At 33.7% G+C, this 16362-nt stretch carries 11 protein-coding genes and 2 pseudogenes; all 13 read right to left on the bottom strand.

Translation table 11 applies throughout. The features are described from left to right. Window positions 1-30: 30 nt before the first annotated feature. Window positions 31-762: pseudogene (locus tag H0266_RS10720) on the bottom strand (Mu transposase domain-containing protein); the annotation flags it as partial. Between the two features lie 198 nt (window positions 763-960). Beyond that, window positions 961-1725, bottom strand: coding sequence for an IS21-like element IS643 family helper ATPase IstB (gene istB / locus H0266_RS10715; protein ID WP_181472384.1), 765 nt, complete (start codon window positions 1723-1725; stop codon window positions 961-963). A 98-nt stretch (window positions 1726-1823) separates the two neighbouring features. Then, a pseudogene (gene istA, locus H0266_RS10710) lies at window positions 1824-3249 on the bottom strand (IS21 family transposase); the annotation flags it as partial. A 487-nt stretch (window positions 3250-3736) separates the two neighbouring features. Continuing rightward, window positions 3737-4936, bottom strand: coding sequence for an oligosaccharide repeat unit polymerase (locus tag H0266_RS10705; RefSeq protein ID WP_246363946.1), 1200 nt, complete (start codon window positions 4934-4936; stop codon window positions 3737-3739). A gap of 973 nt (window positions 4937-5909) precedes the next feature. Continuing rightward, window positions 5910-7103, bottom strand: coding sequence for a lipopolysaccharide biosynthesis protein (locus H0266_RS10700; RefSeq protein ID WP_181472382.1), 1194 nt, complete (start codon window positions 7101-7103; stop codon window positions 5910-5912). A gap of 73 nt (window positions 7104-7176) precedes the next feature. Continuing rightward, window positions 7177-8400, bottom strand: coding sequence for a nucleotide sugar dehydrogenase (locus H0266_RS10695; RefSeq protein WP_181472381.1), 1224 nt, complete (start codon window positions 8398-8400; stop codon window positions 7177-7179). Window positions 8401-8435: 35 nt separating this feature from the next. Then, window positions 8436-9581 (bottom strand): glycosyltransferase, encoded by a 1146-nt coding sequence (locus H0266_RS10690; RefSeq protein WP_181472380.1) that lies wholly within the window; start codon window positions 9579-9581, stop codon window positions 8436-8438. Between the two features lie 16 nt (window positions 9582-9597). Then, on the bottom strand, window positions 9598-10053 hold the full coding sequence (locus tag H0266_RS10685) for a serine O-acetyltransferase (RefSeq protein ID WP_181472379.1): 456 nt from the start codon (window positions 10051-10053) through the stop codon (window positions 9598-9600). An 83-nt stretch (window positions 10054-10136) separates the two neighbouring features. Beyond that, the gene (locus H0266_RS10680; protein WP_181472378.1) at window positions 10137-11993 is read right to left on the bottom strand and encodes a heparinase II/III family protein; all 1857 of its coding nucleotides are present in this window, start codon (window positions 11991-11993) and stop codon (window positions 10137-10139) included. 21 nt (window positions 11994-12014) lie between these two features. After that, window positions 12015-13265: a glycosyltransferase family 4 protein gene (locus H0266_RS10675; protein WP_181472377.1), complete on the bottom strand. Its 1251-nt coding sequence runs from the start codon at window positions 13263-13265 to the stop codon at window positions 12015-12017. A 772-nt stretch (window positions 13266-14037) separates the two neighbouring features. Then, window positions 14038-14721 carry an acetyltransferase gene (locus tag H0266_RS10670; protein ID WP_181472376.1) on the bottom strand — a complete coding sequence of 228 codons (684 nt, stop codon included), beginning with the start codon at window positions 14719-14721 and terminating at the stop codon, window positions 14038-14040. Between the two features lie 27 nt (window positions 14722-14748). Then, window positions 14749-15399: a PIG-L deacetylase family protein gene (locus H0266_RS10665; protein WP_181472375.1), complete on the bottom strand. Its 651-nt coding sequence runs from the start codon at window positions 15397-15399 to the stop codon at window positions 14749-14751. A gap of 20 nt (window positions 15400-15419) precedes the next feature. Then, complete coding sequence (locus tag H0266_RS10660) at window positions 15420-16319, bottom strand: methionyl-tRNA formyltransferase (RefSeq protein ID WP_181472374.1); 900 nt, start codon at window positions 16317-16319, stop codon at window positions 15420-15422. Window positions 16320-16362: the final 43 nt, after the last annotated feature.

Genomic DNA, 16362 nt, shown 5'->3' with positions numbered 1-16362 from the left:
GTTCGTGTTCACGATTGTCCTCCCCTCTAGTTGCTCATAGATTTGAAGGGAACGTTGTTCCACTTCAATATCAGTGGACTGTAAGCGTCTGTGGGGCGGCAAACCAACGTATTCGGTTTGCAGTCCTTTATAATGTTCTAGATTAATATGATCCCTTGCTCTTCCAGATATAATGGGATGTTTCGCTATGCATTCATAATGGTCATAAACTTCTATATGATGATTAAATGTCTATTTTTTCCGGCTCTTGTCCTACATATCTAAAAGGCACAGAATGCCGCTTTCCACCATAAGAAACAAAGCAATCTTTGCTTACTCTTCTTACTTCCCAGTGATGGATGGGGAAAAGCGGCTTACTAGATACTTTTGTTCGTGCTGGAACCGAGTATGAAGGGCTTCTAAAATGGTTTGATGAACCTTACGGTTCGCTGTTTGACAACATGCCCCCCAGTCCATTTGAGCCTGTTTATCCGGAGGTGTTTCATACCTTATAGTAGCTTGCTTCTTAGGACGTGTGCGGTAGGGGCGAACAAAATCCCGCAGGATTGTGAGCTTCCCTTCACAACCCATAGATAAGATCTCTTCTGAAAGAACCGTACAATTTGTGTTTCCTTCTTTAATACTCTTCATCACATAATCTTTATAGGGATCTAATTTGCTAAATTTTTTCTTAGTTTTCTTCTTAGATGGTAATTCGTCATAATTTATGTACTTCCTGATAGTCTTTGGGTCAGATCCGTTTTCACTAGAAATTGCAGTGATGGACCAGCCTTTCTTGTATAGCTATTTAATCATAATAAATTCCCCATTCTTGATCATCTCTTCTACTCTCCAAACATTTACAGTGTAGAAATGATTATCTGTCGGGAATTTAAAACCGTTGTTATTTAGGGATTTTAGCACCATTGCTTACACTTGTAGACGTCAAGTCGAATTTTACACTTTTTGCTCGTTTCCACTTTACACTTCTGCTGAAAATTTGCTTTTTCTGTTTTTCATACGATGACTTTCCTCATTCTCTCCGCCATGTATAACTTCTACACGATGGAGTAAACGATCTAAAATCGCTGTCGTAATCCCCTGATCGCCAATCAAATGCCCCCATTCCTCTGGACTTTTATTTGAGGTCAGGATGATCGAACTTCGTTCGTATAAATGGTTGATCAAATGAAAAAACAGATTCGCCTCTCGTTGATCCATCGCCATATACATCAGGTCATCAATTATCACAAGGTCAGAGTTTCTCATTCGTTTCAGTTGTACCTTTGATTTGTTCAGATACTCTTCCGTCTTTAAGAGCTGCACAAGCTCCCCCATTGTAGCGAAGTAAACATTGAATCCTCTGGAAACAGCTTCGAGCCCCAGCCCAATTGCGATATACGTTTTTCCAATACCAGGCGGCCCGAGGATAATTAAGTTATACTGCTGCTCCAGCCAACTTAACTCTCTGAGTTGAGTTAGCTGGCGGGCAGTCAGAACGTTCTGACCGTTCAGTTCAAACTCATCTAATGACTTCACGAAAGGGAAACGGGCCCATTTCATTCTTTTTTCAAGGCTTTTTGCTTCACGTTTTGCTAGTTCATATCGCGTAATAGATTCTAGAAATTCTAAGTAGGTCCATGAGGATTTTTCAGCTTCGCGAAGAAGCTGTGGAAGCTCCTCCGCCGTTTCTGATAGACGTAACTGACGAAATTGATCTTGTAATTCATTTACTGTCTTGTTCATGATGACCGACCTCCCAAAATGCTGGTATAAGCATTTAAAGACTCGATGTTTTTATGGATAAGTATTAGAAGGTTTTACCTCCTTTACCGGGTCATGAGGTAATCTATGAATGTGTTGGGCAATATCGCGAAAGTCATTTGCGCTAAACAGCTTCTCTCTCATACATTTGGCTAATACGTTTTCGATTACCTTTGGGTACTGTTGGATGACTTGATGAATAATCGCAAACTGGTCTCGACGATACCTTGGGTATCTTTGGCTAATCTCGTCAAAGTAAGTAGTTGCCTGTAATGGATTTTCAAAAAAGGAGATCAACCGTTGTTTGAATTCCTCAACCCCTTTGGAGCGATCACGGGTATGGTTGCGATTTTGAATGAGCTTGCCTTTTTCTAAGCTTACACAGTGTTCGGCGATGATTTCACTTTCTGATTCCTTCCGAATGATGAGCGTTGTCGGTTCCTTGCCTGTAACTTCGATCAAAACACGATTATCAGTGTTTGTTTGATAAGTCCCGAGAGGGACGGAATATTCATTGGACTTATACCGGATTGTATTGTCCTTGCTTACACTTCTTGATATACTTTTATTATTGGTACTTTCAAATGAAAGTAGGGAAGAGACCGGCTTTAAGTGTTGCTTTTCGACGAGAAACACTTCAGCTGGTCTTTTTTTCGTTGTCTGATGAACTTGATAATTTCCGGTACGCTTTAGCCATTGTAAAGACCTCTGATTCCAATCCTCTATATCACTGGATACTCGACTGTCTGCGAAATTTCCTTTATTGTACTTCACTACATTCTCAATCATTCCTTTAGACTCCGGATCAGCTCTTCTACACAAATGCACTGTAAACTTACGTTGATTCACATAACTTTGAAACTCAGCTGTTAAGAGCAGCTGCCCTGCATTTTCACTAAACGTAATTAAATGATCCTGATCATACACGATTTCTTCTGTACATCCTCCGTAGAATTGAAAGGCATTTTCATGACAGCGAATCGCATCTCTTGTGGTAAATGGTCTTGCTTGCCATTCCATATACTTCTGTCTAGAGTGAGCGAGTACAAACGCAATGAAATACAACTTAATCTCTTTGCGATCATTTGTCTTTTGCTTTGTTTCACCCCAGTCCACCTGAAGTTGTTTCCCCATAGGTTGTTCAGGTATCGCCTCATATTGGCGAACTACCACTTTCTTCTCAATCTGGTAGACTTCCCTGACTTCTCGAACATATGACCTTACTGTACTCCCTCCGACCGCTAGGTCGGGGTATCTCTCTAAAAGCCAATCGTGTATCTGCGCAGCACTCAAGTGAGGATACTCTTCTAACCAGGCAAGTATCCAATCTTTGTAGCTGTCTAATTTCTTTTTCTTCCCCACAGGTTGCTCCGTATAAGCTCTGGCTTCTTCAAAAGTCATCTCTAAATATTTATAGACCGTTGGTCTTGAGATTTTAAGTTCCTTAGCAATTTGTGCTATTTTGAACTTCTTTTTATGTAGATCTTTGATATTTAAATACAACACTAATTTCTCCTCCAAAATCCTAACCTCCAGTAAAATAACGTCACCATTTATTTTACTAAAGTAATAGGCTTATAGAGCAAAAGTGTAAAATCTAATCAAGCGAAAACTGTCAACTTTATTCTAGCGTTTACAACACTAACATCCAGTAAAATAACGTCACCAACTATTTTACTTAAGTAATAGGCTGGTAGAGCAAAAGTGTAAGATCTTATCAAGTGAAAATTGTCAACTTCATTCTAGCGTTTACAACAAGGAGTTTAAAGTTTTTGGGAAGGTTGGCAAGTGAACTTTTTTATGTCTTCATGTTCAAAGAACACCTACATAAACTGACTACCATTACATACATTTCTAGAATGCATAAACAGCTTTTGCGATTTCAACATCGAATCCGTTAAGTGAAAGTGGGAGCATAGTCTCACCTCTATAAGAAAAGGACACCCGGTGCGGATGTCCTTCCTTGTTTGATCTGTGACGAAGTTTGTTCCTACTATTTATATCCTGCTGCATCTTTAAATTCCGGTTCCCAAAAATCCATCCGAATCATGTTTTTATTAAAAATCCTATAATTGATAAATGTTGACACCACAAATAACATTAAAAATATTATTAAGGGGTTAGTAAAGCCTCCTCTGACAAGGTGGAATATCCAAGTTGCGCTAACTGCCCATACCATAAAATTCTTAATGGAGAGCTTTCGATCTAAGGATGAGAAAAATACACCTATAATCAGTAAAATCAATATACCTGATACTCCAAAGTTTATATAAGCATCACCTATAATTCCGGGTGGGATTGACATACCTGGTATTTCAGGTGCCAGCCAGTTTGCTACAACTTGTTGGGTATTTAGAGGTTTATTTTCCCAAATAGACCTAGGAACCGCAATAAAAAGTAACCTATAATAGGACTGGCCCCCCAATAGATCTTGCGTAGCAGGAACGTAGTTGATAACATCTAAAACCGTGGTAGAATAACCTATGTCCCCTGACTGAATTGAGGCTTCTAAGAAAGCTTTTAAGTCAAAATCAAAGTTAGTGATATTTTGATTTGGCTGCAAAAAACCACGTAAAAACCGTGACGTTATCGCGACTAAAAATAGGCCAACCCCCATAGCCATAGTTATAAATTTCGGAGAGACTCGGCTATTATATTTATTATATCCATATAAACCACTATAATAATAACCAATCATAACAGACGCTGAATGAACAACTAACATCGACCTAGTTCGGAAGAGCATAAATATCAAAGTCTCTAAAATAATAAAAATTAATAACCACTTTAGAACATTTGTACGGCGTCTGGCCTTCACAGTAAAAAACACCAAAAAGTACATTATAGATGTTGTATAAAACCCATAAGTAGCTATCAATCTAAAAAAGGTAGCATTTTTAAGTTCCATACGACTTAAACTCATTATATTGAGTGTCCCGGCGTCTATGAAACTAAATAAGATACTGACCAATGTAACTAACCCTATCAGAACAGTCGCTTTCTTTATTGCTCCTTTTTTTATATACATTTTATCCAGTTTAGTTTTTTTTCCTACCAATAAACAATTACCAATGCAAAAATACAAGATACCTATTACAGATAGAGTCGTCAACGTTCTAATGGATCCGGAACTGTATTGATAGTAATGGTAATCGATTAACAGATTATATATGGGTTGTACAAAAAACAACATCAGGTAGAATATTAAGAAGAAAAATGTGGTGGATAGTAGTTTCACATACATCCCCATATAAATAAATATCGCAGGTAGAACTAGTACAAACGCGGATAATATCATTCTCTCACCGTCACTATTGATGATAAATAAATAGGTCAGAAAAGTGTACAACATTAGGAATATGAGCATAAATATTTTCTTTCTAGTCATAAAGGCACATCCTTATTCGTTGTAAAGTATAGTTCCTTTAATTATAAATTAGTTTATCAGCGTATTTCTACATACTCCCAAGAAATTATTAATTGTTTATGTTGTACGAATTTAGTCTCTTGCACAACCTGTAAAATTTCTTGATAAGCCAATTACTGTCCAGCTGTATTTGGCTGAACGCCATGTACGCATTACGGTAAGGTGTTCTGTCAGTATCGTTTGTAGATAATATCTTACAAACAACTATTTCTGCATTAGGTTGACTTTCCTTTAACATGTCTATAATTCGTTTATAATTCTATTCAAATTCCGTTACTCCAGTTTAGTTTGTTCCGTCTCACCTTCTAACTTGAATCCTATTAGAGGTTCAAAGAACATTTTCCTTTTAGGTTACCGACATCCCTACTTCGAAATTTTCGACTGTATTATCTCACAACCGTTAGTAAGATTAGAGGAGGGGGTATTATTTTCGTTTACAACTTTCGAAAACACAAAGCTTGTTGAACCTGACAGCTTAATGGGGGTAGGGTCAATTCAAAAGAAAGTACATAGCAGAGATGAACGTCATTGAACTGCTCGACATGAAGTAGACCTTTTTTTTACACAACAAACGATAAGGAAACTCTGATCACAGAAACTTTGGTCAAAACGCATTTCAACTGTTGGAAAATTAATACTCTTCCTTCTTAAATCAAGACATTTGTCAGTCTTGACGAAAAAGTTGAACAAACTCTTATGCAATTCTACTTGTTTTTATTATAATGATGCATAAAATGACTTAGTTGCTGCTACTGTCCGTAGCTAAAAATAAACAAATCATAAATGCTAACTTGAAGCAACTCGCTACTAAAATACCTATACAAAAACCAATTAACCCAAAATGCTGATATAGATAAAATGCTAAGATCAAATATATAATAACATGAGATCCACTAATCAATATTTGCCAGTTCACACTCTTAAACTTTAAGATAAAAGGTTGGCTAACAGAATTTAGAGTAGTAACAATCGCGCTGGCTGTAGTTATGTAAATTAAATTTAACGACTCTGAAGCCCACTCCGGGTATAATTTATAGAGAACGTAAGGGCTAATAAATACAATAACAAAGTACGCAAATACACCTAATGCTGAGGATATTGTAATTACAAATATAAATCTTTCCTTTTTTATACTTTTTAATTTAGACAAATAACTTAGTATTACATTATTAATAGGAATAATCACCATTGAAGTAATCTTTCCTAGAATTGTTGCTGTATAATAAATAGATACAACCTTAGACCCTAGTAAAGGAAACAATAAAAGTTTGTCAGCATATGAGATAGAAGTTTTCATTAAACCAGAGAAATATAATACTGAGAACTTATACGTAGTCCTTTTAAATAATTCAGTAATTTCAAAACAATCTTTTAATAACGACGAATTTATTAGGATATAAACTAAGCTAGCAACCAATCCTGAAACAAAAATTACTTCCCAAATTTTTGTATAATAAAAGATTATAGTTCCAAATAAATAACCTACACCTAATATAACATTGTTAAATAGTATAGCTTTATAATTTAGATTCAACCTAAAATCAACTATTAAGTATTCACGCATTAAGTTTAAGATAGTAATAATTATCATGAATGAAATTTCATATATAGAAGCTGATTCCTGATAATATAACGTTCCTAAGGAAACCATTAAAACACTAAGCACTACACTTATTAATAATAGTAAGTGAAAATCACCCTTAGGTTGATTTTCATATTCTTTTTGCATCACTAATCTCGTATTATTTAATACATTACCAAATGGAAAGCTTATTAAGGTAAATAGACTAATAAGTGCTACTACTAATCCATAACTCTCTTGCCCTAATAGAGATCCTACTATAGGAAGTGTAAAAAGTTGGAGTATTAATATTGGAATAGCAGCAGCAACTATACTCAGAATTGAATCAAATATGAACTTTCTTTTGTACATGATGTATTCCTTCTCTCAGTCTACCAACAAAGATCTTACTTTGCTTAACAGAAAGTAATTCACTGAAAATCTATTAAAGCTTATAAGTGTGGTTGTAATCTAATATATTTTTAGTATCCAACACCAATTTATTTTTAATCTTATCTATATTTTCTTTTAAATGAGTATGACCAACCATAATAACTATTATTTCACTTTCATTAATAAAGTCTTCAAAGTTCATAAATTGGTGGTCTGCTATCCTTTCTTTGACATGAGGATCATAGACTTTTACACCGAAAGCAAGGTGGTCCTCCATTCTTTTCAGTAATTGAAGTGTAGGACTTTCCCTAGTATCTTCCACATCCTCTTTGTATGATAAACCATATAGACCTACTTTTGAAATATCTTTAATTCCATGTTCTCTCATAATATCTCTAATTCGACTCAGTACATGCCTAGGCATAGAGTCATTTATTTTTCTAGCAGTAAGTATTAGGTTAGTTAAGTCTGGATAATCTCCCACCAAGAACCATGGGTCTACAGAAATACAATGCCCACCAACACCCGGACCTGGCTGTAATATATTAACTCGTGGATGTTTGTTTGCAATTTTTATTATTTCGTAAACATCCATATTATCAGTACGACATATTTTAGCTAACTCATTTGCAAAAGCAATATTGATATCTCTGTATGTGTTTTCTACAACCTTAGACATTTCTGCTGACCTAATATCTGTTACTACAATATCCGCCTTACAAAATTTTGAATATAATCCTCTGATTTTTCCGCCAATCTCCAAGTTATCTGCACCTATTGTTCTCGAGTTGTTCTCAAGTTCATATATCATATCTCCAGGAATTATTCTTTCAGGAGCGTGCAGCAGATGTACATCCTCACCAATAATATATCCCCTCTTTTCTATTTCTGGTCGAATATACTTATCAGTTGTTCCAGGTGAGATTGTTGATTCAATAATAATAACAGCACCAGTTTCACACACATTGAGAACACTATTTACAGCAGAAATAACATACTTCGGATCAAGCTTTTTACTCTCTTTTATATAGGGGGTTGGAACCGCAAGGATATAAGTATGTGCCTTCTGATATTCTGTGGTAAACTCAATTCCACTTGAAAGCGCTCCTTGAAACAATTCCTTTAGTCCATCTTCTTCAAAAGTAAGCTTGCCTTCTTTTAAGTTGTTTACCAATTCTTGATCAAAATCAGTCCCAATTACTTTTAGACCGTTTTTAGCAAACATAAGTGCTGTAGGTAAACCAATGTACCCAAGTCCTATAACATTAATCGCCATTTTTCATCTTCCTTTATTATAGTTTTTTATGATTGTTACTTTTCAATTCCTTTAATTATTTGTTTAATCATAATGTTCATATTCCACCTTGTTTCGACTATATTTCTTGAATTATTACCCATTTCATTTATTTTTTCACTCTGATTGATAACATCCATAATCTTTTCAACTAACTTTTCATTATCATAATCTCGTAGTATATATCCATTATACCCATCAAAGACTAAATCTTCTTCAACACCGTCAGCCATTCTAGTAACAATTGGTTTACTATGTACCATTGCATGGTGAATAACAAGTCCCCCCATGCCCGGTAGTACAACCAAGTCTGCAATCAAGAAGTATTTTGATACAGCTTTATATACTGGCCCGGTAAACATAACATTTTCTTCTAATCCTAATTTTATAACCATTTTTTCAAGGTTAGATTTTTCCGGACCATCCCCTACAATAATACATAAAACATTATTAATACTACTCTTTATCTTATTAATTGAATATAACAAATCATCTAATCTTTTCCCTTTAATTATTGCCCCACTGAAAAGAATGATTTTTCTGCCATTATACTTGTTTTTTAGTTTATTAGCTTCTTCTTCATATTCAGCTATTTCTAAATCAATTGCTTTCTCGTCCAAGCTGTTTGGAGCAATAATAATTTTTTGATGATTTATATTAAAATTTGATAAATAGTATTTCTTTGCTAAACTGTTCCTGGCAATAATAAACTTAGATTTTTGGAGGTAGTGATTGACAATAGGCTTGAATAATTTATTTATTATGTTGGAATTACGATTTCTAACCTTTCCTAAACTCCACCAAAGATATTCTTTATTAAAGATCTTACAATATAAACCAATCGCTATGTTATTAAAAATATTTATTTCTCCCTCTGTTACAATTACATCAGGACGTATTCTTAACAATTTCATGAAAAGGAAAGGGGACCAATATACTGGGTAATGTTGTCCCTTGATATTAATTCTTATTGGTACTGATAGAAGACTTGTTGCGTTTATACCTTGGATATTCTTATATGTCCCAGCTTTCTGTTTTTTTGATTCATTTTTACCATACAGAGAATAAACCTTATAATTACTTTCAGTTTCATTAATGAATCTCTTTAAGAAATCATATCTCCACTTCTGAATATATGGTTGAAAAAAAACAATTTTTTTCACTACATTATCACCTTACTTAATAAATATTTTTTAATAAATCGTATATATCATGATCTATTATTCTAATAACTTTTGCTGGAACTCCTGCTATGATACAATTGTCAGGAATATCTTTAGTAACGACTGCATTTGCTCCAATTATTACATTATTCCCAACTGTTACATTGCCAATTATACGTACACCTGCTGATATATAAACATTATCACCTATATAAGGAACTCCATCAGGATCAAGAGCTCTCCCTATTGTTACATTCTGACCAATCAAAACTCTTTTACCTATTGTTGTTTTACTATGAATTACTGTCCCAATCCCACCATAGGCAAGTTTAGAGTGCTCACCAATCACTGCTGTATAAGGTATTACAGAATTGTACAATAAAAATATTACCCCTTTTATTAATTTAGGTATGAACGGAATTCTTCTATTATTTAAAAATCTTGCGATTTTATAAAGGTTAATAGCATTCATTATATATCCCTCACATAAAAAATTCTTTTCATTGTATTCTTAGTTCTTATTGTTTAAATTGTTAATCGATTAAGTTAATTTTTTTAGATTAATTTAATATCAAAACTCATCTGATATTGTTCACTTAATTTTTCACCCTTAACAGTAATACATTTTATTTCTTCTTTTCTCATATACTGTTGACTTCTATAAGCTTTCTTTACTTCCACTACACCTTTTGTTTCAATGCTAGTTAGAATTCGACCATTATAATAAAGATCGAATCCTATTGGAGTAATTTCAACATCACAAGGTGTGTGAAAACGAAATTCACAACCAATACCTTTACCGTATATTACATCTGATACTCTATATCCTGTTTCCGTACTCTCAATATTTCGTTTATGCTTATACCCGTTCCGTGATATCAAAGTTCCATTAAAACTAGACTCTGTAAAACTTACATCTTGGCTCTTTGTCCAATCTGTTACTAAGAAAGCACCCTTCTTATTCATTTGCTCTACTTCATTTACTTTTGCTGTATTATGAGATGAAGTTAATGACAAATTTTTCCCAATTGGGTCAGCATACGAATAACTTCCATTATCACAAAAGACATTTATTCCTCTATGCCAAAGATCTACGTGCAGTTGATCCATGTGACTAGGTCTAGTTTTATTATTTTTTAAAATTGTCATTAAGAAACTATCCTCATTTTTCCTCAATGAAAAAATACCAGCTTCAAAGTATGCATTAGATGTTCTCTTTAGGTTTTTTACAGGAATGTCATTTAACTTTTTATTGGAGAACCATAAAATTTCTTCATCATAAAGTCCTTTATCATATAAACGCTCATTACTCAAAAGGGTATTTATTGTATTAATAACCGAACGAAAATCACGATAACTACAAGAAGTAACTGGGAATATTAATGCACCATCATTTGCTCCTCGATTTGGAAGATCCCCGCTTTCATCTTGCATTTGATACATTTGGTGGGCACTTTTAAGAATCAAGTCCTTACTATTGTCCGATAGGATAACATTAGTTACCTCGCTCAATTTTAAAACGCACTCCATGATTTGGAGAGCGAGTCGTTGGTAGTTAAACGAATTTTGAATATATCCACCGTCATCTGAGAATTGTCTACTAATTTCCCTATCCATCATCTTATATGCTCTTACTAGGCTAGAACTATCTTCACAACACCAACTACCTATTATTAATCCACAAATTTCAGATAGTGTATGATTATTTTTAATGCATTTATTTGCATAAAAGAAGTTAGAGAGTACTTTCTTGTAGCTACCTCTTACAAGTTCTTTCAAGTTTTTTTGATCTTTATCAGTAATTAAACCATAATTATGAAAGACTGAATGCCCTATTAAGGCGCTAATCATTCTCAATGTTGCTTCTTGACCACACTTATAATTAGCTCCAAATGAATATGGGTTGTTTTTTATCCAATCCTCAAGCTGTCTTGAGTATGCTTGGTAGTATTTCATATCCTTTGTTAACATATAAGCCCTAGCTAAGTAAAAAAAGTGTGTTAGTCTAGAAGCCTCCCAAACAACTTTAATATCTCCTCTACTAGGGTCAAAATCAGGGATTTCATACCATTTCTTTTTATTGTCTATCTGTACTTTGCTTATCGGATGATAATGCCAATTTAACTCACTACCATAATCAAGATCAATGGATGAAAAGCCAGTTATTATACCGTTAGTTGCTTTATTTGCTGCTTGAATAATTTGTTCATTTTTTCTTGAAGGGATTGAGGACAAAAAACCCTCTATAGCCTCAGTATTCATTTTAAAAATATTTAACCTTTTAACTTCTATATTCTTTTCAAATAGATTTTCTGTCCAAGGTACACCTCTCATCATTTTAAGTTTCATAGAGTATAAAAATCTGTTAGTAACCCATGGCAATCCAAAATCGAATATTAATGATCTAATCATAACAACCTCTTCAATTTTAATTTATTTAACATGCGATATCACATTTAAGAATTGATCAGATACAATTTTTACTGTATGATTTTCTTCGGCAAATCGACGTCCGTTTGATCCAAATTTTTCACCAACATTGTCGTAGTTATTATATATACTAATAATATTTTCAGCTAAATTTTCAGAGTTACCTGGTTTTATTGTGACACCTGCTCCTGCTTTAGTAATTAAGCTCCCACGAACGTTTGAACAAAAAATAATTGGTTTATTTGAAGCCATATAATCATAAAACTTATTCTTGCTAATACCATATTTAAATGCCTCTCGATCCATCAAACCACAAAATAATATTTTGGATTTTTTTAAAATTAACGGTATATATTTCCTGGGCTGCTTTCCAAATATAATTACGTTTTCTAGTTTATTTTCTTCAATAATTTTTTCTAATTTATTTTTCTCTGGGCCACCACCGACCACAACTAATTTTATATCTTTATATTGTTCTAATAATTTTGCTGATTTAACAAATGTTGATAATCCTTCACTTTTCGAAAGTGCCCCAGTATAAGTAACACAAAAATAAGAGTTTAATACTTCACTCAACTCTTCTGAAAGGATATCATCGGACATTTTTTGCTCATCATCGAATTTTTCTATGTCAATACCATGAGGTATATAATGTACTTTACTTTTGTCTATATTATATTTTGACTCTATATACTCAAATGCAAATGGTGCGGTAGTGATAATTGCATCAGCTAGCCTATAATACTTTTTCTCAAGGCTTTCCAAATAACTAAACACTAATTTTCTTTTTAACCCTGAAAAGTCTTCGTACATAGTTAAAGGCCATAAATCTCTCACTTCTACTATAAATTTAGCATTATACTTTTTACTTAATTTATAGCCTGCTATCCAAGCTAAAGGATGAACTGAAGAAGCAATTATAATTGTGGGAGTATCCCCAAAATTACTATACGCGCCCGCATAGTTTTTATAGTTTATATAATTCAGGAATCTCCCTAATGTACTTTTATAGCTAGGTGCAGTTTTAAATCTAATAAACTTAAATCTTTCAGAAAACTTAACTTCATTAACTTTTTCATAGGTGAGGTACTCTTTTTTTCCATTATCATATGAAGAAGCTAACACACATACATTATGACCAGCTTCTGATAAACTCTTACCTAATTCGTAATGTCTACCTCCTCCACCAGTATCTGGTGCTGTGGCGTGGTGGTTTAATATTACAATATTCTCAACTTTATTAGATATCATCATTTACAGTACACCTCGAACTACTTTTATAGCATGATAGATATTTTATTATATCTTCATAAATTGCCGACCGAATATTTTCTTCCGTTAAATTTGTGTCATTTACTTTTGCAAAAGTGCATTTATCGTCAAAAAACTCAACTATACTATTTCTACTTAAATAGCTATATATCATATTGTACAAATGACTAATACTTATTCTTTAGTTTTTAATAAGACCACTGAATAGGCAGTATTCACTAATGTATGACGCATAATTTTTGGAACAGTCCTTTTAAAATAGATAAACTCTCTTTCCACTTTTGATATTCTTACTTTTGTTCTTCTTGATAATTTGATGCTGAGGAAAGTAACAACAGGCCCCAGTGACTCAAGCATAATAAAAAAGTTATATGTATTATAGGCTTGATAACAACTTCTATTACATTAAAGTTTTTTTAATTAACTATTTTTATTAATAATTTAAGCCAGTTGACAGCTCAGTTCCTTTGAAACTTCCATAATACGATTTAAAGAGTTGATTAACGCATTATTCTCAACACTATAAAATAAAGAGCTATAAATCCGTAGATCGTATAAACTAATAACTATAATTGAGGGGGAGAAGTCTATAATGTCCTTATTTGTTAGTAATTAATGGAAGTCCCGAGGTGGTGCGTCAATTATTTTAATTTTAGTATTGGGCCACTTGCTCCTTAAACTCCTCTTTAACCCAGTATCCAACAAAGCTTGCTCCCCCTACAATAGTTATTTTAATTACATCCACCTGACTTTCTTAGCTGTAGGTTTCCTTTAGTAATTGTGCAGGGTTTCCTACATATATAGAATTGATGATATCTATATCTTTAGTTACGACTGCTCCTGCCCCTATAACTACATTTTCATTTATTTTTACATTGGGCAATACTGAAGCTCCTAATCCTATAAATGAACACTCACCTAATTCAACATCCCCACCAAAGTTAACACCTGGAGAAACTTGTGAAAAATTCTTAAGGAGAACATCATGTGCAATTGTCGATGCCTTATTAATAATCACGTGATCCTTTATATCAGCTTCAGGGTCCACTACTACACCTGGTAAAATAATACTTCCTACGCCAACCTTCGAAAATGGAGAAAGAATTGCCTCTTTACTAATGATACTTCTATAATTCAATACGGGATTTTCCTCAACAATTTTTTTTCTTATTTTATTATTAGCAATAGCAATTACAAATATTATATTTCCCTTTACATTTAAAACTTTAGCTTGTTCAATTGTACCAATGACCGGAATCCCCAGTATATTTTTACCTTGAACTTCTTCGTTATCATCAAGTAAAGCTACATCATTTACTAAATAGTCCTTATTTTTCAGTACACAATCAATTGTTAACTTCCCTAAGCTACCTGCTCCAATAACAATGAGCTTTTCTCTTGAAGATGTTTGACCCAACCACTCGTTTATAGATAACATGTTGTTTCAGCTCCAAACCCGTTTAATCTATATATTGCTTCTCATCAACATAAAACTCTCAGCATTTTTCACACAAACTGTTGAACCTCTTAATTTTGAAAGAGCTTCGATCGCCTCTAAAGACCTAGGATGTGGAAACTCCTTAACTTGTGTTATAAAGCAATCCATAGCTTGAAGTTTAAGGTCTATTGTATCGGTAATATCGCTCCAGACACTTGGTATGAAAGCATTATCTATTGTTGGTGTATTCCATTCAGTTTCAGATAAAGTTTCATAGGCATAGATAGCCTTTAACTGAGGATTATTAAAAGGTCGTAGAGCAACCATCGCGCTAGTAGTTACCTCAGCATGGTCTTGGTGCATATCACCTTTATGAGGAACAAATACCAAATTCGGCTTTATCTTTTCTACTACTTCTAGTGTCTTTGAATTGATATCTACAGTTGGTGTATGTCTTAATTTCACAACAGGTAGACCTAAAAAAATTGTTTCCTTTACTCCTAATATTTTATGAGCTTTCAAAGCTTCCTCTTGAATTTGCTTGACTCTTTCTGGGTTATCTCCACTTGTAACCTCACATACGTATATTTCGTATCCTAGTTCGGAATATTTAGCTATTGTTCCACCCACACCCAAAACTTCATCATCGTTGTGTGGCGCGAATACTAACACCTTCATTGTTTTCACCTCTAGTTTTATTATTTAAACTTGTGTCCTACGATAAATTTAACGTCGTTAATTGTTTCAATTTCTTGCACACGAAGAAGACCATCAATACAAACAATATCAATATACTCATCAGTTATATTAGCTATTTGGCCCGGAACACCAACATATTTACTATTTTCTAAGCATTCAGCTCTCCAGAATATAGTTTTACTCTCACCATCATAATCAGAAAATGCCCCTGGGAACGGCTTTGAAGTCGCTCTTATCAGTCTATATATATCGGATATTGGCTTACTCCAATTAATTTCCCCATCTTCAGGAGTTCTTTTTAATAAGTAGGTAGCTTCTTCCTCATTTTGGGATTTAGGTTGAATTGATTCATTCATAATTTGAGGTAACACCTTATTACTTAAAGTTCTTAGCGCTTCTCTAGAATTATTCATAACATTTATAACATAGTCGGTTTCTTTAATAGAATATCTTTCTTGTCCAATAATATCGCCTGAATCTATCCCCTCATCAATAAAGAAAAGTGAACATTTTGCATCAGTCACGCCTAATAATATCTGCCAGACTAAAGCTGCTCTCCCCCTATACTTTGGCAAGGCAGTTGGATGAAATCCAATTACTCCTTTCTTAGCAGCACTAATAATATCTTTTTTAACTAATTGAGATAATCCGATTACAAAAATATAGTCTGGGCTAATTTCTTGAATTTCTTTTACATGCTCTGCATCATTTATTTTTCTAAACTTTCGATACGGAATATTATTAGCTTCCGCTAATTCATGGATTGGTTCATACCCCGATACATTTGTCGAATATTTTTCATCCAATGAATATACCATATCAATTGGAAAGTTGACTTTTATTATTTCTTCTAAGACCACTTTACTTGAACCAACCGATCCTATTAATATTGCTCTCATAGCTTTCTCCTCTCAAAACCACTAAACTTACTGCTAATCACTA

Origin of the sequence: Halobacillus locisalis, from assembly GCF_013694105.1 — a bacterium.
Classification (GTDB): domain Bacteria; phylum Bacillota; class Bacilli; order Bacillales; family Halobacillaceae; genus Halobacillus; species Halobacillus locisalis.
Note: the sequence above shows the minus strand (reverse complement) of the source record. Positions and strands in the feature narration are given on the sequence as shown.